Raw genomic sequence first — 21140 nt, 5'->3', positions numbered from 1 at the left:
TCACCGGGCCGATGGGACAATGGCCCGGTGACCGACCCTCGCTCCTCAGCCGTCTCCGCCGTCCGGCGGCGTACCGCGATCGACGCCCTGCGGCGCGGCGCCGTTCCGGAGAGCGGCCTGGACCTGCTCGCCACGGGCCTCGACCGATTCGAGTCCGCGCTCGACGCCGAGCTCGACGCGGTCGCCTCGGGCGCCTCGGTGTTCAAAGCCGTCCGGGGTGAGTACGGATCCGGCAAGACGTTCTTCACCCGCTGGCTCGGCGAACGCGCCAAGCAGCACAACTTCGCCGTGGCCGAGATCCAGGTCTCCGAGACAGAGACGCCGCTGCACAAGCTGGAAACCGTCTATCGGCGCCTCACCGAACGGTTGTCCACCTCCAGCTTCCCTCCGAGCGCGCTCCGCCCGGTGGTGGACGCCTGGTTCTACGCACTGGAGGAGGACGCACTCGCCGCCGGGGCCGACGAGGACGACCTGAGCAGCGAGGTGGAGCAACTCCTGGCCGCCCGACTGACCGAGGTGTCGCGGCACGCCCCGTCCTTCGCCAGCGCACTCCGCGGCTACCGGTCCGCACTCGTGGAAGGCGACGAACCGACGGCTGCGGCCATCCTCGCCTGGCTCGGCGGCCAGCCCCATGTGGCCGCGGCAGCCCGCCGGTCCGCGGGAGTACGCGGCGACCTGGATCACTTCGGGGCCCTGGGTTTCCTGCAGGGGCTGCTGACCGTTCTGCGGGACTCCGGACACCGAGGGCTGTTCGTCGTACTCGACGAGGTGGAGACGCTGCAGCGCGTACGGTCGGACGCCCGCGACAAAGCTCTGAACGCCCTGCGGCAGCTCATCGACGAGGTTCACTCGGGCCGCTTCCCCGGCCTCTACCTGGTCATCACCGGAACCCCCGCGTTCTACGACGGGCAGCAGGGTGTCCAGCGGCTCGCACCGCTCGCCCAGCGCCTCGCCACCGACTTCACCACCGACCCTCGCTTCGACAACCCCCGCGCCGTCCAGCTGCGCCTGTCGGGATTCACCCAGGATTCCCTGACAGGTCTCGGAATCACGATCCGAGACCTGTACGCAACCGGTGCCGCTGCTCCCGACCGGATCAAGGCCCTGGCCAACGACGCGTACGTCGCCGATCTCGCACAGGCGGTGGGCGGGGCGCTCGGCGGCAAGGTCGGTGTGGCGCCCCGGCTCTTCCTGAAGAAGCTCGTCGGAGACGTCCTCGACCGCATCGACCAGTTCGAGGACTTCGACCCCCGGCAGCACTACCGACTGACGGTGGCCGACAGTGAACTCACCGCCGTGGAACGCAACCTGGCGGCCGCGTCGTCCGCCGACGGCATCGATCTGGAGCTGTGATGGCGCAGGGAGCGGACCCCGTCGACCGGCTCGATCTCGTCGTCCTGCATCACGTGGTGAACACCCTCGGCTGGCCCGATCTGCGCCCGCTCCAACGCGCTGCGATCGACCCGGTGATGGACGGCGAGGACACCGTCGTCCTCGCTCCCACTGCCGGTGGCAAGACCGAGGCCGCGTGCCTGCCGATCCTGTCGGCCATGACCACCCAAGGCTGGACGGGCACCTCGGTTCTCTACCTCTGCCCGCTCAAGGCCCTTCTCAACAACCTGGTAACGCGGATCGACGGGTACGCGCAGTGGCTCGGGCGCACCGCCGCCCTCTGGCACGGCGACACCAAGGAGTCCCAGCGCAGACGCATCCGCACCGAGAGGCCCGACATCCTGCTGACCACGCCGGAGTCTCTGGAGGCCATGCTCATCGGCGTGAAGACCGATCACGCACACCTGCTGGGAGGTGTTCGGGCCGTCGTCGTGGACGAGGTGCACGCCTTCGCCGGCGACGACCGCGGCTGGCATCTCCTGGCCGTGCTGGAGCGCCTGGAGCGCGTCACCGGGCGGCCCATCCAGCGCATCGGATTGTCCGCGACCGTCGGCAATCCTCACCAACTGCTCACTTGGCTCCAGGGATCGGGCGCGGGACAGCGTCCCGGCCGGGTGGTGGCTCCGGATCTCCCCAAGGCGCCCGCCACCACCTCTGGCCGGCCCGTCGGCATGCCGGCCGCGGAGCCCCCACCGGGAGACGTGGAGCTCGACTACGTGGGCTCCCTCGACAACGCCGCCAAGGTGATCGCGGCTCTGCACAGGGGCGAGAAACGGCTCGTGTTCTGCGACTCCAGGCGTCAGGTGGAGGAGCTGGGAGCGGCGCTGCGGGCGCGGGAGGTCACGGTGTTCCTGTCGCACGCCTCGCTCTCGGCCGACGAGCGAGCCAGGTCGGAGCAGGCGTTCGCCGAGGCACGGGACTGCGTCATCGTGTCCACGTCCACCTTGGAACTGGGCATCGACGTCGGCGACTTGGACAGGGTCATCCAGATCGACTCCCCGAGCACCGTCGCCTCGTTCCTCCAGCGCATCGGCCGCACCGGACGCAGAGCTGGTACCCAGCGCAATTGTCTCTTCCTGGCCACCCGCAAGGACACGCTCCTGCAAGCCGCAGGGCTACTCCTGCTCTGGGGGCGCGGATGGGTCGAACCCGTTGTGGCACCACCCGAGCCACGCCACCTCGTGGCTCAGCAGCTGCTGGCCGCCACACTTCAGGAACACAAACTGGGTGACCAGCTCTGGCCCGAGCAGTGGAACGGCCTCGCTCCCTTCGACCGCTCGGCCGCTCCAATCCTGCGCCATCTGACGGACGAGGGCTTCCTCGACACCGACGGCGGAATGCTGTTCATCGGGCCTGAGGCCGAACGCCGTTTCGGTCGACGGCACTTCATCGAGCTGACCGCGTCGTTCACCGCACCACCGCAGTTCACCGTCCTGTCCGGGCGCACCGAGATCGGCCAGATGGATCCCTCAGTACTCACCGAGGAACGGCCGGGCCCACGGAGGCTGCTGCTGGCCGGTCGCAGCTGGCAGGTGACCTTCATCGACTGGGGACGCAAGCGGGCTTTCGTCGAACCGGTCGACGGCGGAGGGATCGCCAAATGGTCGAGCGGGACATTCATGGGGCTCTCCCATGCACTGACCCGTGCCATGCGAGCAGTACTTCTCGGATCCGACCCGGTCGTCTCGCTCACCCGGCGGGCCGACGTCTGCCTTCAGGAGTGGCGTGAAACCGAGGGGCCACACATCGTTCATCCCGCTGGGACACTTGTGGCCCGGAAGGGCAACGACGTTCGTTGGTGGACGTGGGCCGGATACCGCGCCAACGCGACGCTGGGCGCAACCTTGTCATCGATCGCCGATCCGGTTCAGCGCCCGACGGACTGCTATTTGCGGCTGCGGGAGGATCTGTCACACGTCATGTGGCGCTCCGCGATCGAGGCCGCCGCGGCAGCTCCGGCGATGGTCCTTCCGGACGTCGACCCGCGCGCAGTCCACGGGCTGAAGTTCTCGGCAGCGCTCCCCCTGCGGCTGGCCACCGCCACGGTGGCCGCGAGACTCGCCGACTTCGACGGCGCACGTGCCGTTCTGGCGGAGCCGAAACGGTTGTACGTCACATCGGCCGGATAGCCGTCGCCTCTGGTCCAGGGCCACGGTCGGGCTGCTCGCGGCACGCCGCTCGCACCAATATCCAGCGGTGTTACGGATAACGGACGGAGTGGGGCTCACGGTGCGGTCTAGCCTGGCAGACCCGTGTGCCGCATGCACAGCGCCAAAGGCGGATTTGCGAGCGCCGTCGCCAGGCCCCGAGTCCGTACCGCCGGATGGCAGCTCGCCACTCACATGCGCACATATCCCCGCTCGACGCACTGAAGACCGCCTTGCGCCGGCGGGGAATCAAGAAGGGCTCGGGACTGATTCATCACAGCACTGCGGCTCGCAATACGTTTCCATCCCCTGCGAGGATCGGCTGCTGGACACTGGCGCGACCGCCTCCGTCGGCTCCTTCAAGGCCGAACTGGCGAGACGCTGACCAGGTCGAACGCCTCGCCGTCCAGTGGACCTCCACTCGAAGAGTTCGAGGCCCGGCACCACCGATCCCAAGCGACCACGAGCACTACCGGACACGCATGACGCCCCGTCAGAATTAGCGTCAGATGAGCGTCGAAATGATCTCTCACTGCCCCGCGAAGATCGGGGCAGTGAATCCCTCATCCAACACGCCATCCACAGAACCGCAGGTCAGAAGCATTCGGCAGTCCGATGGCATTCCCCACATCATGCCCACCCGAAAACAGGTCGGCATAATCCGTCAAACACCGGCCGCACCAGAAAACCGCAGGTCAGGAGTCCTTCTTCACCGGCTCCAGAATCGCCACGCACTCCACGTGATGCGTCATCGGAAACATGTCGCCCTGGACGCAGGCGGTAAAGCAGCAGGTCAGAGGTGCTTTCGAGTCCCGAATAAGGGCCAACGGGCGCCCGGAGCGTCAAGTGAGCGTCACGACCGTACGCCGGCTCGGCACGGGCAATCTGGCGTGTCATGGCTACCCGCAGTGCAGCAGCAACTCCGCCAATACGGAGCCTCACGCAGTGGAGTCGTATCGGTACGCCCGCTGTGGACCCGCCGCGCGTCAGTCGGCGGGGGCTCTTTCCTCCAGCCTGTCGTGATCGATTCCGGCATGCAGGGTGCGACCGCCCGGCAGGATCACCTCGACGAGGCGTTCCTCGATGGACGTGTTCACGAGTTCCAGTAGGGGGATACTGCCGCGGCGCGGATTTACCGAGGCGGTCCGGGTGGAGAAGTTGTAACTCACCGGTGCGCCACTTGGCGGCAGGGCTGCTTCGAGTGTCTTGACCACGGTCCCCGGTCCGAGGGATTCGTTGAGGTGGCGGAGCCGGTCCCCCTGCAAGGCGCCCAACTCTCCTTCATACGCCACCGTTGACCAGTGTGATGACCTTGAGGCTCAGCCCTAGGAGCGGCACCGGTGCACCCATCGGTGTGTGATGCCGCAGAGTTGCCATGCGGAGGTCGCGCAGCCGATAGCGTGACCGTCCGAGTCGTCGCCCGCTGTGAGCAGCGGGGTATGGGAGGGAGTCGCACGTGCAGGTCTCGACGCTGAGTCTCTGGGGCGCGTGGGCGTTCGGGGTCGTCATCGGCTGGATTGCGTACCGCACACTGCGGCGGACCACAGACGGGCCGCGCATCGCCGATCTCGTCACCGTGATCGCTGCCCTGGGCGGTGGCACCGTCGTCAGTACGCAGTTCGCCGAACCAGACCTCTTCGCCATGTACGGCATCGGGCTCATGGTCGGCTTCTTCGCCTACTTGATCACCGGTTCCCTAGTGGACCGCGCGGCACGCAAGGCCGATCAACGGGCTCTCATCCAGACCCCCGTCCCTCAGCAGGGCCAGGAGCCGCAGCTGCCCCGGACCCCCGGCGAGCCGACGCCGCCGCCCACCGGCGCCCCGGCGCCCCAGGCCCCTGCCCCGGTGCCGCAGATCACAGCCGGTCCTCGCACTGGGCGTTGGATGGGTGACAAACCGGAGCGGAGGGGGCGGTAAATCGAATTACGGCGGGCCGTTAGGACACGTTACGTAGGCGCAGCTCCGCGGAGCAGTAGGCGGTGTAGGCCAGCCCCAGCACGTTGTTCTTGCGCAGCATGGTCATGCGGACCTTGTGGAGGGCCGGCCCGACCGCTTCCCCCGCGAGAAGCCGCTCCCAGAAGCGCTCGCCGATCTCGTTGGCCATCCCCTGTTCGATCATGATCTCGGTGCCCACCACTCCGGCGGCGCTGAAGGCGGAAAAGGCTTCGACGAAGGTAAGCCAGGAGGCTGGGTCGGTGTCGAGGGTGTGGCAGCCGTTGAGGAAGACGACGGGGGCCACCTCGTCACTCTGCCGCCAGGGTGATGAGTCCGCCCAGGCGGCGAGATCCCGCGGGGTGATCCGTTCTCCCTGACCGATCTCCAGCACCGTAGTGCTGGGGGGCTCGGCCAGGGGGTCAGGGCGGCGCCCGTGGCCGTAGAAGTAGACGCAGGCTCCCGCGGCGTCGATCAGCGCCTTGCGCAGCGTGTCGCTGCATTTGCAGTCGTGGACGCCGCCGTGCAAAAAGTGGCCGCGCAACGCAGTGAGATGATTGTCCATCAGCTCATGGTCGATTGTGAGGCTGCGAGCCACGGTCAGTGCCGGGGCCTCCCCGTCGCGGCCCGCCCACAGCTTCAGTCGGCGACCGGGCGGGACCGACGGCGGCTGCTCGATGAAGTGGCGATATCCCCAGAAGCCGAACGGGCACAGGGTATTGAGCCCGTGCCGACTCTCCTCGGGGCAGGAGCGTGCCGTGTCGTCGCGATGGACCTCCGCCCATCCGGCGGCGCAGCGCTCCAGATCTCCATGGTTGTCGAGGGGGATGTCGTAGAGCAAGCTCCAGGGGAAGGTGACGTTGCCGAGCTCCTGCTGGCAGATCTGGATCACCGCGGGTGCCCTCAGCACGCGTCGCAGCCCCTCCCTCTCGGGCCAGCTGCGGGCGAGCAGGAGGAAGAGCTCCGCTCCCTGGTGGGCGAGTTTCGCCAGGTCGTCGTGGGCGGCGTCGGGCGTCTTGGCGTTGTTCTCGTCGATCAGGTTCTCGAGGGAGTCGTCCTCGTGGTGGACCGCGTGGAGGCCGAACAGAACGTCGCGGACGCGCTGGAGCGCGCCCCGCACCTGGTGCTCGGTCAGCCAGAAGCTGCTGACCGGCCCGTCCTGGGCGAGGACGTCGATCGTCATCGTCCCACCGACGGGCCGGCTAATCCGGACAGCGGCGGTCCGCGCGGGCAGCGCCGCGAGCTGCGCGTACCCGGCCGTCAGGGTGTAATCAACGCTCGCCGTGGTGTCGCCGTCGTAGCTCTCGTGGGCGCCGACGCGGGCGGTCAGGGAGACCGACTGCAGCTGGTTTCCGCGGTAGGACACGAGCAGGCGCAGGCGGGCCGGGCCCGGCTCGGCGGGCGCGGTGAAGGGGATGTACAGGTGGTCGCCGCGGTGCACCGGTTCGCAGGTGTGGGGGGTGTGCTCGCGCGGCGGACAGGGGCAGACCCAGCTGTGCCCGGTCCGTGGCAGGAAGACCGAGTGCCGTGCGGAGGGGAGGCCGAAGTCGTCACTGAGGACGGTGACCTCTAGCCAATCGCCCCGCCCGTCGTCGTCCGTGTGGCCGAGCAGGCCGCCGGGGAACGGCCGAGCCTGCCGCGCCAGGAGGCTCTCGTCGGCAAGCCGACCGATGTCCACTCGGAGTTCATAGGTCCGGCCCTCGGCGAGGACGCGGTCGGCAGGGACAGTCTGCCTGGAAAGGGGCCAGACGACGGAGAGATTGAGGAAGCGGTCGGCGTCCGGTTCCGTCGCCGGGTCCTGGTCCGGGGTCGGTTCGATGTCCCCCACCGAGATGTCATCAAAGAGCGGGACGGTGACATCGTCCGGGCGGACGTCGGGCGGGGGCTGGGTCCTGGGGCCGCGCAGGCCGTCCTGGCGGGCCGCGCGGAACTCGTCCAGCACCCGCAGCGCCCCCGGGTACTCCCCCAGGACCTCGAAGAACTTCTCGGTGAATTCCTCGGCGTCGAGGTCCGTACGGTGCAGGAGGGCGTCCCACTTCTGGCGTGCCTCGTCCTCCAGATCCGGCTCGTGCCAGAACTCCGAGGTCCGCAGCTCCCGCAGTTCGCCTTCGGACGGACAGCGCGGTGCGCCGGGGTACGGGCCGGTCTCGTGCACGGTGCCAGTCCTCTTCGCGGGTCGACGGGCGTCCATTGTGTGGCCGGTGCCCGCTGGGGCGCGACGGTTTCGCCGAATAGGGTGACGGTGAACGCGCCGTGCGACGAGGGAAGCAGGGGGGGCGGCAGCGGTGAGCGGAGCCCGGGACCTGACCATCAGGCTGTCGTGGACGGACGACGGCCGCAAGGCGACCGCGGTCGTCGTCGACGGCGACGACCGCCCGCTGCACACGCCGGACGCGCCCCGGGCCCTGGGCCGGAACACTGCCACGGCCTGGGACAAGCCGGTGTCGTCCCTGGTGGCGGAGATGCTGGGAAGAGCCCTGTTCCCTCCCTCCGTCCGCCGGATCGTCGCCCGACAGGCGCCTTACCTGACCGGCGACGGGCACCTCCGGCTGCGGCTGGTGCTCCCCAGCCCCGGAGCCGAGGGGCCGCGTCCCCTCGGCGCCCTGCGCTGGGAGTCGGTGCGCGTGCCCTCGCCGACCGCCCCCGTCCTCGTCTGGGAGAACTGGGCGGCGGAGAGGGGGCCCCTGCCCGACGGGGGCTGCGAGGTGGGCAGCCATCCCCGCTTCACCCTCGTCCGCGAGGTACGGCCCGTGCGCCCGCTGCCCGCCGTGGACCGGCCCGGTCGGGGGCTCGTGCTCGTCGCCGACGCCACCTCCGTCCACGGCGGCATCACCACGCTGCACGGTGTGGAGCCAGTGCCGCCACCGGAAAGCTGGAGACGGGGGGACGCCGACCGACAGCTCGTGACACAGGCGCTGAACAGGTCGTGGCTGTCGGCCCGCACGCTGCCCGCCCCCGCGACCGCCGACGAGATCCGGCGGCAACTCGCCCCGGGCGCCGGGGTCTTCTACTTCGGTGGGCACCAGACGGCCGGAGGGCTCGTGGTGGGTGCTGAGGGCGGCGCCAACGCGGCCGAGTGGCTGGACGCCAGCACTGTGGCGAGCTGGCTGCGCAGCGCGGGCGTCCGGCTCGCGGTCCTCATGGCCTGCGACTCCGCCGGGTCGGCGGACACCCCGGGCTCCGCCGTGTCCGCCGCCGACCGGCTCGTACGGGACGGCGTGCCGCACGTCGTCGCCGTGCAGGGCAAGGTCAGCCACAGCCGGTCCGCAACCTTCGCGGGCGGGTTCTTCGACGCCCTGGCCCGGGGACACCCCATCGACGTCGCCCTGCGGGAGGGGGCGGCGCTCCTGGACGGCGAGGGTGCCGTACCGGTCCTCTACACGCAGCGGCGCAGCACGGACCTGACGGTCGGGCTGCTGCCCGAGGCCGGGCGTCCGCCCCTCTCGTCCACCGCCCACCGCCTCCCCGTGGGCGACGAAGGCCGCCCTCCGCCCATAACGGACGAGCGGTTCCGCGTCCACCTCGACGCGTGCTGGACCCTGAGCGAGACCCCCTTCCGGGATGTGCTCGCCGACCCGGCGGCCGTCGACCTCACCAGCCTGCTCGACGCGGCCGAGAGCACGCTCTACACAGCGCGGTACGCTCGGTCCCTCCCGCACGAGGGACCGCGCGTCTGGTACGCCTGCGACGCGCAGGTGGGCCGGTTGCCCCGGACCGAGGCCGAGCTGCGCGGCGCCGTCCACCCGCGGTTCCGGGAGAGCCCCCGGGGCCGGGGCGTCGGCCTGGTGATCCGCTGTCCCGCCGCCACCGCCTCCGAGATGGGCGAGGAGTTCGGTGAGGACCTGGAGCGGTTGCACGGCTTCGGCTGGGACCTGCGGGGCGTCGTGGTCCAGGTGCACGGCCCGCGGGCGGACCACGTACGGTACGCGGCCGGGCGGGTGGCCCGTCTGCTGCTGCTGGACGAATACCTGGTGCGGGAGCAGTCCCGGCAGGGGGAGCGCTCGGATCCTCCGCCGGTGGCCATGCCGTCCGCACTGTCGCCGCTCACCGGCGCCCCCGGGCCCGGGCCTGTGGCGGGCGCGCTGCTGGAGCGGGTGCGGGCCGCAAACGATGCCGAGGAGCCGGGCCCAGCGCCCGTGGTCGACGCTCGGGCCGTCGTCGAGCAGCTCAACGCCGAGAACACGTGGGGAGACCAGGCTGGCGAGGTGGCCGTACTCCGTGCCATGGGCCACTGGTGGCCCGCGCTGTACCGGCAGTTGCTGGTCGCGTACGCCGCCTTGCGCAGCGGTCCCGCCCGCGCATGGTCGCTGCACCTGGCCGCCGCCCGTGACGGCGACCTGGAGCACTGGCTGAGAAAAGCCGGTGACGCCGTGCCGGACCCGGCGGACCTGCCGCTCCTCGACGGCCTGGCCGAGCTCGCCGACTCGATCGTCCTCGCCCTGGTGCGGGCTGGCCTGCGGGACACAGACGCCTTCGCACAGTGGCGGGACGAGGACCTGTCTCCCGCGGTCCTCGCCGCGGTGGCGGTAGCCGAGCGGGGACGGGCGACGGGCGCGGACCTGGAACGGCCGGAGACCGCCGTGGCGCTGGACCGTGCGCGGTTGATCGGCCCCGCCGACCTGCCGCTACTCGACCCGGAAGGGCGGTACCCGGGGAGCTGGGCGCTCGTCACCCGCCATCCGCTCGACGAACGGGCCGCGGCCTGGCTCTACGGCCTCGACCCCGTCCTGCGCCGCCTCGCCGGCCTGTCGCCCGCACCCGAGGCGTACGACCTGGAACTGGAGGAACAGGTGTCCGAGCGCCGCAGGGCGCTGCGTCCCCCGTTGCCGGGTCACTGAGCCGGCAACGGATGCATGGGTATGGCCCAAAACCGTCCCCAAGATGTCCGCCCGTCCATATCCTGACGACCACTAGACGGCGTTCCGGCGCCAGTGACTAGGAGATCGCGGGCAATGCGGCCCGGCTCAGGACATGAAGGGGCGACGATGCTCGAGCACTGGTATTTCACCGCCTCCTTGGGGCTCCCCCCACCGACCGCAGCGACGTTCCTGGACATCGTCACGGCACTTGACGAGCCGGTCGGCAACGAACGATCCGAGGAACTGGTGTCCTCGGCCATCGAGTGCCTCGGCCAGGCTGGCACGGGGACCGCTCTGTACGCGCTGCCACACGTCCTCGCCGCCCAACGGCGGTTCTCCGGCGTCACCGATGTCAACGCCCGTGCCGCGGCCCTCTACCGGGACATCGCGTCGGTCGCGCCCGAGCACCTGCGGACCCGCATCGGTGCCGCCCTGCGCGCTACAGGCGGCTCGGAGGTCCATAAGGCGCTGGCGTCGCTGCGCGATCTGCTGCCGGACGCCGGTGACGGCGCGGCCGAGGCAGACACCTCGGTTCCGCCGTATCACGACCTGGTGGAGCAACTCGCCGCCACCGTCGCCCTGGTCGTGGCCCGTTTCCTCGCCGGACGCGATCCGCAGGGCGTCGGGGAACTCCTGGAGCAGTCCCCGGCCGTCCTGGACGACGCGCTGGAGGGACGTCACGGCCGCTATGCGCTGCTGCAGGCGGCCGAGCTGTGCGCCCTGCTGAGGCCGGACGGCGCGGAGGCGGCCCGGGAGGCCCTGGCCGTGGCTTCCCTGGGCGCCTTCGACATGGAGCCGGACCTGCTGGCCGCCGCGGCCCGGGTCACGTTCGTCCTGTCCCCCGGGAGCCGGCGCCCGGGACCCGGCGCGACCGTGGCGGCTCTGGAGAGTGAGGCGCTGACCGGCGAGCTGCTCCTCGGCTGGCTCGGCCGGTGGCGGACCGACGGCACCCTGCCGAAGGAACTCGACAACGACGCACGGCGCCTGGCCTACGTACGCCTCGGCGGCGTGGGGCCCCTGCGCGATTCGGCCATGCCGTCGGTGCTGTGGCAGACGGCGCTGTGGTCGCTCGCGGCCGAACGGAACCCCGCGCTGACGAGGGAACGGCTTGCCCTGTGGTGGCAGCCGCCCCAGGGCCCGCCCCGGCGCCCCAGCGACCCCGCCCAACGCACCCCCGACCAGGGGCTGATGACAGTTACGCTCCCCTACGAGTCCTACGACGCCGTCCTGGTGCACGTGCACCGGCTCCTGACCCTCCGCCCCCCGGAGACCCCGCGACCGCGCCTGATCTTCGAGCAGGGGCCCGCCGAGGCCACCCCGCGGGCCACGGCCGCCCGGCTGTGGTCCCCATGGGTCGTCGCCCCCGCTCCGCCGGGTCCGGGCAAGCAGGCGAGGGCCAAGGGCAGCGACACGGCCCCACCGCCGCCTCCGGAGCTGCGCGACAACCAGCCGGAGCAATTGGTCAGGCTGCTCGGTGCCGGACTACTTGCCGCCTCACTGCTCGGCGGCACGGCGCATGCCGGCGAGGCGCCGCAGGAACCGGACGGGGCGGACCCGCACCACGACCACCTGCTGCTGCTCCTCTTCCACCTGCGGGACTGCCTGAACCGCGTGTTCAGACCCGTCATGGACGCCCTCGGCGGGGACATGCGGCAGGCCGGCGTCTACGCCGGTCACCTGTGCTCGCTCATCCTGCACGCCGAGGCGACCGTCGACCTGATCGGGAAGGGAGTACGCCCGACGGTCCACCCCTCCGAGATCGTGCGCGTGGTCGCCGCGCTCCCCCAGCACCAGCAGGACGCCCACCACCCGCCGCTGCCCGAGTGGGGCGCACGCAACGTCGCCCTGCACTGGGTGCAGGAGTCGTCGTCGGGCGGAACCGGGCCGCACCGCACGGAGGCGGGCGGCCGCTGGTTCGCGGGCGACCCCCCGCCGGCCGACGGCCTGCTGTCCCTGATCGGCGAGCGGGAGCGCAACGCCTACACCGGCACCGCAGTCCGGGCGGCCCAGCTGAGCCGCGACCTCCACACGCACCGGCGGGGCGCGGCCCTGCGCTGGGACTGGGACCTGGAGAGCGGCGTCGTGTTCCCCCCGGAGCTGACCCGGGGCCGGCCGCCGGTGCTGACCCCGGCGGGTCTGGTGCTCAGCGGCCCCCTCGATACCGACCGCGACTCCTTCTCTGTCGAGGAATGGCGGGACATGGCGGCCGGGCTCGGCGAGCTGCTTGCCCGGAACGACACCCACTCCATCGTCCCCGTAACGCTGGACACGCTGCGGCTGGCGGCGCTACTGGAGCGACCCGACCTCGGTGACCAGGGAGCGCACGAGGACTGGGTGAGCGCCTGGAGCGGCCGCGTCCGCTCCCTCAACTCACCGACGCACCTGCCCCGTTACGTACGGGCCCGGATGTTCGACATGTTTGGCGCGCAGGTGGCGGGGGCGGGGTCGCAGGAGCGTCTGCTCAAAATCCTGGAACACGTCGTGGACGTCATCGTCGACCTGAGCGGCGGGGCCCAGTTCTACTACGACCGGCTCTTCGAGGCGCTGTCCGTGCGGGTGCTGCCGACGGAGATGACCAACCGCCTGCGGGTCCGCGCGCTGCGGGCGCTGTACCACAAGTGGGGCGGCAATCCGCCCGTGATGGTGCGCGACAACCCGTTCGCGACGTACGTCAGCCGCGTCTCCGGCAGGGGGACGGAGACGGCGCTCGTCCGCTTCCTGCGGGCGACCGCGTCCGTGGAGCTACGGGGACAGGGCATGCCGCTCGCCGGGGCGCTGTCCGGCCTGTGGGCGAGCACCCAGCGGCCGACCCCGTTCGCGGCGGTGCGCGAGACCACCGGGCAGATCACCGCGGACGCCCGGTTCGTGACGGCCGCGACCGTGGACCGGCGCGCCGGCGAGACTGTCCTGTACCCGCGTAGCGAGAATCGGCAGGCGGCGCTGCAGCGCTCCGCCCGGCCCTTCGTGCACGACGCGTTCCACGCGGCGCCCGACGCGGAGCGTCCCGCCGCGGGGTCTCTCGTACTGGGGATCGTCTGCTCGGTGCCGCGCGCCAGCGACCGGACATCCTCGCTCTGGGCCAACTGCGGTCTCGCCCGCCCCGTCGAGTGCCGCGTCGAGGCGTACGATCAGCGGCGATGGCGTATCGGCAGCACCGTGGCGGTCAGGCTGGCCGAGGCTGGGGACAGGGCGAGCGTCCTGCCGCTCGCCCCGCTGCCCCCAGAGGACGGCGAGGTGCGCCCCGCGAGACTCGGCCGCGTGGACCGATTCCCGTGGCTGACCCTGCGCGTCGACGGCATCGGCGCGGACTGCTATCCCAAGGACGCCTCCGACAGAGGGATCGCCGCGCGCCACCGCTGGGACCCCGACCTCGCGCGCGCCTTCCGGGACGGGGAGGCCGAGACGCCCCAGGAGGACACCCTGGCCCGCTGGCACGCGGGGATGCGGCAGTGGCTGCCGCTCGACGCTGGCCTGCCCGAACTCGCCGTCGCCGCCGGCACGCCGGGACCGGAGGGCGCCACCCCGGTCCGGCTAGTGCTCGCCGGTGCCGCCACGGAACGCTCAGGCTTCGGCGCGGCCTGGCGGTTCGTCACCACACCGGGGCATGCGTACGTCCTGGGCCCGGTGGCCTGGGAGCCGGAGGACTGGTCCCGGCTCGACGAGGCGTGTCTGGCGGACCCACCAGGTCTCGTCGTGCACGCCGAGTTCCGGGACGGCGAGAGCAGGCTGCGCCTGTCCGCCGAACGGCCCTTCGACCGCCGCAACGCCTTGTGGCTGTCCGTGTTCGACCGGCCGTCCGGGACGGCGGGCAACGCCGAGGACGACGACCAGGTCCGCGAGCGGGACACGCACGAGGAGGCATTCCTGCGCACCGACGCCGCGGGGCAGCCGCAGTGGCAGATCGATGTGCCCGACATCAAGGGGTTCCCGCGCTCGGTCGCGGCCGCGTTCACGGGCACCGTCGGGCACAGGACGCGCCTGCTGTGCAGTGTCGACTCGTGGGGCGACGTTGGGGCCCGCAAGGCGGAGGCGACTGTCCAGCCGTTCCAGGAGCGGGGTATCACGGAGGCCAAGCCGACGCCCGAGCAGTACGCCGAGTACGCCCGGCTGCCCGTGAACACGGTCGTCGAACTCGAGTGGGCCGAGCACAAGGCGGCCGACGGCCAGAACCGCGCGACCACCACAGACGGGCTGCGCGGCCTGACCGCCACGGACTCGCTGACCCTGACCGGTGACTTCCCGTCCCTGTCGAGGACCGCGCGGCGCTGGGCGGTCGTGGTCTCGGACTCCGCCGGCCAGGCGTTCCCCACACCTCGACGGCCCGTTGCCGTCCCGCTTGCCGCGGCCCGGCTATTCGAGCTGTGCACGCCCCCGGCCGACGGGAGCCTGCTGCAGCACCAGCCGTCGCTCACCGGCATGGTGGTGGCCCGCATCCAAGTGCAAGGCGCCGACCGGTTCAGTCTGCTGCGGGTCTGGTTCCTGCTGGAGACGCGGGTCGTGGTCGCGGAGCTGCCCGCCGAGTGCTTCGACGTCGAGAACCCCTCGGTGGGCGACCACCTGACGGGCACGCCCACTGCCGAGGGCTGGATATTCTCGGTGCACCGCCGCAAGCTCCACCTCCAGGCCCTGTGGGAGTGGGCGGAGCGGCCCGGGGACGACTGGAAGCAGCTGGGGCAGCTGCGCGGCTCCGAAGGCGAGCCCCGCTTCCTCTTCCAGCACCCCCGGCTGGCGCGGCTGGCCGCCGGCCCCGCCTGCATCGACCCGGAACCGGCCGGCCGGGCCAACGCGCGACGGGCGGACAACTGGCAGCGCGGCAACACGGTCCGGGTCGTCGTGCAGCACGGCAGCACCCATCTCGTGGGCACGGTCACCGGAGGCGAGCTGAACAAGGAATTCCAGCCGGTACACCTGGAACAGACCGTGCTGGACATGTGGGACGTCGGCGGCGAGGCACGGCGCTGCGGCCCGGAGCTGCCCGGCGCGACCCGTTTCGTGCGGGTGTCCCGGGAGTTCGACCTCTCGCCCGCCACGCAGACGCGCAGGCACCGCGCGCAGGCCGCCCAGCAGGTCCACGACCCGGTCGCCGAGTGGCACCGGCTGCTACGCGAGCCCAGCCTCGTGTTCACCGGCGGGCTCGACTCCGAGGACCGGCTGGTGCTGCGCGGCTGCCGGGCGCCGGACGCCGGGGGCGTGTACCAGCCGTGGATGGAGCCGCTGGACGAGCCGCGGGCCCTGGTCGCCGGACGGAACTACTCCACGGACCGCGTCAGGGCGGTCCCGGTGCCGCACGCCTCGGGCTACCGCGCCTCGTTCCTGCGCGCTCCGGCCCTGACCGTCGCCGAGTTCATGGCGGAGATCGTCCCGTACGCGTCGGCGGACGGCCACCGCCAGGTGTTCCGCACCGAGCGCTACGCTTTGGGCAAGCCGCACTACGTCGGGGTCGAGGAGACCGACGACGGCGTCGCGCACCGCTTCGAGTTCGGCCTCGGCTGGTTCGTGGACATCCCCGCTGGGGCGCTGACGGTCGGCGGCGAACCCGTGGACCCCGACGGACTCACCCTCTTCCACGGCGACCCCGTCGACGCGATGGCCTTCACCGCGGACGAGACCGGCGAGGTACCCGGCGGGGTCGCCGTCGCCATCGAACTGGCCGACATCCACAAGGGCATCGAGTACCAGATCCACTGGGAGGCCACCACGGCCGCCGTCGTCCATCTGCTGGATGTCGCGGTGGACCGGGCACGGCAACGGGTAACTGTTCTGCGCGCGCTGACCCGCAGCCGCGAACTGGGCCTGGGCCGGGAGGACTTCCACGCGGAGAAGCAGCCGGTCAGCGCCCGGCTCGACGAGGCCGACGTACACGCCCTGCTCGCCGCCCACGACGTGGACTCTCCACGCCGGCTGATCCTCGGCCGGCTGCAGCCCGAGCAGCAGGGGCGCCGGCGGCGGGCACTGCGCTTCGCTGCCGTCCTGCCCCGCGCCGCGGCCACCGACGCGGAGTCGGCGCTGCGCGACGGCGATCGGCTGTACCTGGAGGCGGGGCCGATCGTGGAGACCCGCAACGACCACCTGCTGCGCTTCGCCCTCCCGCCCGAACTGCGCCAGGACGACGAGCCGTTCGCCGTGCTGGTGCCGCGGCGGGAGTTCTCCCACCGGGAGAGCTGCCTGCGGCGGGCCGCAAAGACGGAGGGCCTCGGCGCGTACGAGGGGCGGGCGCGGATGCTCGTCCAACTGAGCCGGACGGGCCGGGGCTCCGCCGCTCCCGCCAACCAGTGGCACGGCTCGACCAAGTCGCCGCCGCCCCGCAGCACGGCGACGCTGCGCAGCTACCTCGCCCGCAGGGTGGAAGGGTGCTTCGGCGTCGTGGACGGCTCCGGGCAGCACGTCGAGCTGCGTCCGGGCGTGCTCTTCGCCACGGCCGGGATGACGGGGGCCGAGGGGATCGCACCGGGCTCCGTGGTCCGGCTGAGCCGGGACGAGGCCGGCGGGGTCACGATCCACCAGGCGATCCCGGCGGACATCACCTACCTCGACGACACGCCCCGCCCGATGGTCGTCTTCCCCAAGGACCGGCTGAAGAAGGCGGAGGACATCCGCGACGCGGACGCCCACGGGCGCTTCACCGTGGCGGGCCTGCCCGGCCTCAGCGCCACCGCGCGTCGGGGCACCGGCGCCGGGTTGCTGCGCACCGAGCATCCGAAGATCGCCGGCGTCGTCCGCCGGAGCGGCCCGAACGGCGCGGTGCAGGCGCAGCTCGTCCCCGCCCCGCACCCCCGGGCCGGCACCCTCGCGTTCGACCCCGACGACGCCATCGCGGGCGTACGGGTGCTGGACAGCGGCACGCCCGCGGACGACGGCGGGGGCGGGCGTCCCGTCGCCTGGGCGCAGCTGTCGTACCTGGACGGGTCGGCCCGGCAGATCGCCACCGCGTGCGAGGAATGGGGCTGGCACTACCACGACTCGTGGACGCGGACCTGGCCCGCGGACGGTGGCGAGCCGCGGATGCGGCGGCTCGGCAGACTGGCCCGCTCGGTGGACGAGCCGGTGTTCTTCTCGAAGAACCGCACCGGCTGGTCGCTGCGGTACGAGCTGTCGGCGCTGCGCCGCTGCGGATTCCCCGCCACCGAACTGCTGGAGGAGACCTTCCAGGAACGGCCCGGCGCCCGCCGGGTGCACTGGGTGGTGGCCCGGGCGGACGAGGGCAGCGTCTGGCTGGAGCTCGCGCCGGGACGCGTCGCCGAGGTCCGCGGCGAACTCGTCCGGTTCGCCGACGGGCACTCGCTCGCCGACCTGGACTGGTCCCTGTTCGCGCCGGGCGACCTGCTGTACGGGCGAGTGGAGGGCGGTGTGAACGAGTGCGGGCACCTGGTGCTGGAGGACTGGAGGCCGGGACTGCGCGGCGCCTTTCTACCGGCCCGCCCGGGGCAGAGAGGCGGCCTCCCGCGCCGGGTACTGATGCCGGTGTCCCACACCGACGAGACGGGCGGCACCCTGTACCTGGGTGAGGGCGAGGCCACGCTCCCGTACCCTGCAGAGCGGACGCTGCTGGCCCGGCATGCCCCGCACAGCCGGGTGTGGCTGGACGAGACCAACGCCCTGACCGCCCTCGACGACTCCCCGGTGGCCCGGGACGACGTCGTCCTCCTCGCGGCCGACACGGCGCAGGGCGGTCTGCGCGTGGTGGGCCTGCCGCAGGCCCGGGTGGAGCTCGCCGCGTTGTCCCCGCAGGACTGGTTCCGCACCGAGTGGCTGCGAGACGACCTGGCGGCGGGCGGCAGCGCGGTGCTCGGTGCGCTGGGCACACTGCCGGTGACCGTGGACGAGATCACGCATGTTCCGAAGCCGGTGATCACCGTGTCGCGTCGGCTGCAGCCCGGCGGTGTCTGGCCGCACGGCACCGTCCTCGCCCGGCCGGTCGTCCACCTGGGCAATGGCCAGCTGGCGATGCGGACCGGATCCGCGCTCGTACGGGTGCACGTGGAACGGCTGCTGCCCGGGCTGCCCACCGAGGCCGTGACGGCGACGGCGGACGCGCTGGTCGCCGCGCGGCGCCTGCTGCGGCTGCACTGGGACGCGGCGACCCGGACGTTGACGAGCGGACTGCCCGGCGACCGCGGCGGGCAGGGCGAGACCGTGGTACGCGCGCTGCACGCGGTGGACTCCGCCGACGGTGACTGCCTCGGCGTCCTGTGCCAGGACACGCAGACCCAGGCTCTGTGCTGGCTGCCCGCACGGGACGCCGCCTGGGCGGCCGGGGTCCCCGGCGACCTGCTGTTCGGCCATCTGCGCAAGGCCCGCCGGCTCACCGTCCTGCGCCGGGGCAGGTGCACGGTCAGCCTCGTCCACCATCCGTTGATCGCCCGCGAGTACGAGAACCTGGCCGCGGGACAGCTGCTGCGCGTGACCAGGGTCGGTGAGCTGGAGGCACCGTCCGGCCGCCGCTCCCACCGCACGCTGCTGGTGTCCGTGGAGCCGCTCGGTGTCCTGGCGGTGTTCAGCGTCGGCGGCACGGCGCAGCTGCCCCCCGAGGGCGTGATGGCCGAGGTCTCCCGGCTCAGCCGGGTCGAGGGCCGGGGGACCCTGCATCTGGTCGAGCCCGGTTCCCGGCGTACGGTGGCGGACCTGCCGGACTGGCTGTGCGGCGCCCTGGGCAGGCTGTACGTCCGGTCCTTCGCGGGCCCGGCGGGGCTCGTGGAGGACTTGGTGCCGGAGTGGTTCACAAAGTACCGGGACTGCTACCGCGCGGGGCGTGAGGGCGGGGAGCGTCCCACGGGGCGCTCGACCGGCCGGGCGATGCTGTGGGCGCTCGGGGCGCTCGAACGGGCGTCGGGCGAGGACGTCGTGGCCGCGCAGCGTACGGCCGCGGAGGCGCTCGCCGACTGGCTCTGCTCAGAGCACGGGCAGGCTGCCGTGCTCCAGCGGGACGTGCAGATCGACCTCGCTCCCCTGCTGGCCGCCTGCCGTCTGGGCAGCCTGCTCCCGCAGCGCGTCGCGGAGTTGACCAGTGGCTGGCATGCCTTCCTGCTGCTGCGGCTCGGGGACCGGGCGGTCAGTTCGCTGCACACGGAGGCGCTCGTCACCCAGTGGCTCACCCGGCCGGAACGCCATGTCCTCGACGGCGATTGGCGCAGGCTCCGGACCGTGTCCGTGTCCAAGTACCTGACTGCCGGTCAGGTCAGTTCGGTCGACGACTTCGGACGTGCCGTCACGGGCCGCCCGACGGATGCGGAGAGCGAGGCGGCGCCGCTCGCCCGGGGGCTGCTGGCCGCGGTGGGGCGGCTCCCGTCGGCGGCGCACCTGCACCGGGACGCGCCGCTGCTGAGCCGGCTGGCGGCGGTCGGCAGGAGCCTGCGTCCCGCGGAGGGCGCCGCAGTCCCCCCGTGGCCCCCGCTGCGGGCACAGAACGGCGAGGTGGACATCGTGTGCCGGAGGGTACTGCCGTCCGGTGCTCCGCTGACCCTGCTGCCAGCCTTCGAACCACTGACGACTGTGGCCGAGCGCTACGGTTCCGTGCTCCTGCAGCGGGCAGAGGCGCGGCGTACGCGGGACGAGTGAGCCAGGTGCGGCGCGCGATGGCGGGTCGTCGGTCAGACCAAAATACGGACCGTCCAGGACTCGGTGTCCTAGCCGTAGCCGGGTTCGAAGCCCGGCTGACGTCGAGACGGACCGCGGTGTCAGTGCCGCACAGACGTCGGCCGCACCGAAGGTTGGTCCCGAGCCTGCCTGCGCTGAGCGTGCTGCTGGAATCGGCCCAGCGGTGGAGCCAGCCTTGCCGCCCACCGGTTCCTTATTTCCCCAGTTGTGATCAAGCATATGCTCCCGGGCGGGCCTGGCCTTGGTGAGCAGATCGGCCCGAAGCTTGGGATCGGTGTTCACGGAGCCTTTTCCATCTTGATCAGGTGGCGAGTTCGAGTGCGACGACGGCACGGACGACGGCGGTGATCCGGGTGGTGCTGCAGCGGAGTTTCCGTAGGAGTCGCCAGCATTTGAGGGTGGCCATGGCGCGTTCACCGAGGCTGCGGATCTTGGCGTGATCGCGGTTGTGACGCCGACGCCAGCCCTGCAGGTTCTTGCCCCGGAAGGGGACACGGACAGCAGGGCCTGCGCCTTGATATGCCTTGTCCGCCCAGCACTTGACGCCGTCGGCGGTCAGGGCGGCGGGAATGCCGTGGGTCCGGGCCGCGGTCAGATCGTGCACGGATCCGGGTAGTGCGTCCGAGGCCCAGATCAGACGGCCGACTGGATCCGCGAGGACCTGCACGTTCATCCCGTGGTGCTTCTTCTTCCCCGAGTAGTAGGGCTGGTCGGCAGCGATGCGGTCGATTGGTAGCACGGTGCCGTCGAGGATCACGTACGCCTTCTTCCGCACGGTCGGCATGGCCTGTTCCAGCGTGGGCGCGAGTGCGGCCAGGAGGTCGACGGCCTCGCGTATGTACCGGTGGACCGTCGTGATCCCGATGCGGAATCCTGCTGCGAGGCGGGCGTAGGTGTCGCCGCAGCGCAGGTGGGCCAGAACGAGCAGGGCCTGCCGACCGCAGGTCAGGCGACGCCACCGGGAGGACAAGGGCTTCGACGCCAACGCCTTTCTCGCCTCTCTGGCCGGACGCAGGCACCGCATCCTCGATCTGCTCCACGAAGAGCCCGGCCGTTCATGGCGGCCCCGCGATATCGCGGCCCGCTTCGGCGACGTCACCCTTGAGACCATGTACAGACAACTCAACCGCTGGGCCGCGAACGGCCTCATCCACAAGCTTGGCCCCGGCCTCTACACCGCCACGTAGTGGTCACCATCACCCTCACCACCAGCGG

General features: G+C 71.7%; 8 protein-coding genes. 5 read left to right on the top strand and 3 right to left on the bottom strand.

What is annotated here, in order from left to right; all coding sequences use genetic code 11:
• Positions 1 to 27: 27 nt before the first annotated feature.
• Both brxD and OG611_RS31530 read left to right on the top strand, forming a co-directional pair.
• On the top strand, positions 28 to 1353 hold the full coding sequence (brxD, locus tag OG611_RS31535; RefSeq protein ID WP_266427947.1) for a BREX system ATP-binding protein BrxD: 1326 nt from the start codon (positions 28 to 30) through the stop codon (positions 1351 to 1353).
• Positions 1353 to 3521, top strand: a complete 2169-nt coding sequence (locus OG611_RS31530) for a DEAD/DEAH box helicase (protein ID WP_266427944.1) — start codon at positions 1353 to 1355, stop codon at positions 3519 to 3521. The genes brxD and OG611_RS31530 overlap by 1 nt, the downstream gene beginning before the upstream one ends.
• 1004 nt (positions 3522 to 4525) lie before the next feature.
• Here OG611_RS31530 and OG611_RS31525 read toward each other — a convergent pair.
• The gene (locus OG611_RS31525; RefSeq protein ID WP_266427941.1) at positions 4526 to 4831 is read right to left on the bottom strand and encodes a hypothetical protein; all 306 of its coding nucleotides are present in this window, start codon (positions 4829 to 4831) and stop codon (positions 4526 to 4528) included.
• Between the two features lie 164 nt (positions 4832 to 4995).
• Between OG611_RS31525 and OG611_RS31520 the strand changes: the two genes are divergently transcribed.
• A complete protein-coding gene (locus tag OG611_RS31520) occupies positions 4996 to 5457 on the top strand; it encodes a hypothetical protein (RefSeq protein ID WP_266427938.1) in 462 nt (153 codons plus the stop codon).
• A 19-nt stretch (positions 5458 to 5476) separates the two neighbouring features.
• Here the strand turns inward: OG611_RS31520 and OG611_RS31515 are convergent, their stop codons facing one another.
• The gene (locus tag OG611_RS31515) at positions 5477 to 7627 is read right to left on the bottom strand and encodes a hypothetical protein (RefSeq protein WP_266427935.1); all 2151 of its coding nucleotides are present in this window, start codon (positions 7625 to 7627) and stop codon (positions 5477 to 5479) included.
• Between the two features lie 130 nt (positions 7628 to 7757).
• Between OG611_RS31515 and OG611_RS31510 the strand changes: the two genes are divergently transcribed.
• Together OG611_RS31510 and OG611_RS31505 are read left to right on the top strand one after the other, a co-directional pair.
• Positions 7758 to 10310, top strand: a complete 2553-nt coding sequence (locus tag OG611_RS31510; protein ID WP_266427932.1) for a CHAT domain-containing protein — start codon at positions 7758 to 7760, stop codon at positions 10308 to 10310.
• Positions 10311 to 10457: 147 nt separating this feature from the next.
• Entirely contained in the window at positions 10458 to 19886 is a 9429-nt protein-coding gene (locus OG611_RS31505) for a hypothetical protein (protein WP_266427929.1), read from the top strand.
• Positions 19887 to 20226: 340 nt separating this feature from the next.
• On the opposite strand, the gene OG611_RS31500 is transcribed toward OG611_RS31505, so the two are convergent.
• A complete protein-coding gene (locus OG611_RS31500; protein ID WP_266427926.1) occupies positions 20227 to 20949 on the bottom strand; it encodes a transposase family protein in 723 nt (240 codons plus the stop codon).
• Positions 20950 to 21140: the final 191 nt, after the last annotated feature.

This window comes from Streptomyces sp. NBC_01363 (assembly GCF_026340595.1).
Classification (GTDB): domain Bacteria; phylum Actinomycetota; class Actinomycetes; order Streptomycetales; family Streptomycetaceae; genus Streptomyces.
This window is presented reverse-complemented; position numbering and strand designations above follow the sequence as displayed.